Source organism: Falsiroseomonas sp. (assembly GCF_030695085.1).
GTDB lineage: Bacteria > Pseudomonadota > Alphaproteobacteria > Acetobacterales > Acetobacteraceae > Falsiroseomonas.
In genome coordinates, this window is the sequence record NZ_JAUYTS010000103.1 from 1 (window position 1) to 1,278 (window position 1,278).

Consider the following 1,278-nt stretch of genomic DNA (forward strand, 5'->3'; position numbering starts at 1 on the left):
TCGAAGCGGGCCTTGCCTTGCGCACGGGCCGCCTCCTGGTGCCCCTCGGGCACCGGCGTGCTCACCGTGAGGTAGTACCGGATGAACAGTGCCAGCGTCTCGATCTCGATGTTCTGGTCGCGCTCCAGCCGCTCGAACTGGCGCGAGAGCCGGTCCAGTCGCTTGGCGATGGCCGCCTCGCGCTGGTCGCCCGAATCCGGCGACAGCCACGAGGCCAGTGCCGCCGCGACGATGGACGACTTGGACACCCCCTTCTTGGCCGCTACTTCTTCGAGGCGTCGCGCGTGCTCAGGCGGAATGAACAGATTCAGGCGGTACTGACTCATAGCGTGATTCCATCGTCGGGGTCGAGTGCGGCCAGGCGCACTGCGCGTTGCATGGCCGGATCGAGCTGGCGGGGAAGGGGCAGGGGCGCGTCGTCGTCATCGATCAGCGCCAGGGCATTGGTCAGTGCGTCGATCGCGGGGTTGTGTATCGCAATCTCCGTCAGCTCTGGCTGCAGGCGGGGACCGCCTTCGTCGGCATCCATGCCGGCCATGAAGGCAGGGTTCGATGCAGCGGGCGAAGCCGGTACAGCCAGATCGCCCCAGTCGTCCGCCCGCGCAGGTGGCGCATCGGGGTAGGGGCCGGCAGTCAGGACGGGCGGTGGCAACACGCGGCGCTTGAAGTTCGCGTCGGCGTAGTAGCGCAGCTTGCGGGCCTTGACCGGTGGCACGCTGGAGACCATCACCACCGCTTCGTCCGGCGGCAGCTGCATCACCTCGCCAGGCGTCAGCAGCGGGCGCGCCGTCTCCTGCCGCGAGACCATCAGGTGCCCCAGCCACGGCGCCAACCGGTGGCCGGCGTAGTTGCGCTGGGCACGCAGCTCGGTAGCAGTGCCCAGGGTCTCGCTGATGCGTTTGGCTGTGCGCTCGTCGTTGGTGGCGAAGGTCACGCGCACATGGCAGTTGTCCAGGATCGAATGGTTCTGGCCGTAGGCCTTGTCGATCTGGTTCAAGCTCTGCGCGATCAGGAAGCTGCGGATGCCGTAGCCCGCCATGAATGCTAGGGCGGTTTCGAAGAAATCTAGCCGACCCAACGCCGGGAATTCATCCAGCATCAGGAGCAGCTTGTGCCGCCGTGCGATGCCGTCCGAGCCATCGAGCGACTCGGTCAGGCGCCGCCCCACTTGATTCAGGATCAACCGGATCAGCGGTTTGGTGCGGCTGATGTCCGAAGGCGGCACCACCAGGTACAGCGACACCGGGTGCTCGGTCGAGATCAGATCGGCGATGCGCC

General features: G+C 66.7%; 2 protein-coding genes. Both read right to left on the reverse strand.

What is annotated here, in order from left to right; all coding sequences use genetic code 11:
* Nucleotides 1–326: CopG family transcriptional regulator (locus tag Q8S40_RS11925; RefSeq protein ID WP_305670575.1), on the reverse strand; the 326-nt coding region annotated here is incomplete at its 3' end.
* A partial coding sequence (locus Q8S40_RS11930) for a type IV secretory system conjugative DNA transfer family protein (protein WP_305670576.1) occupies nt 323–1,278 on the reverse strand: 956 nt, incomplete at its 5' end. The genes Q8S40_RS11930 and Q8S40_RS11925, both read right to left, overlap by 4 nt.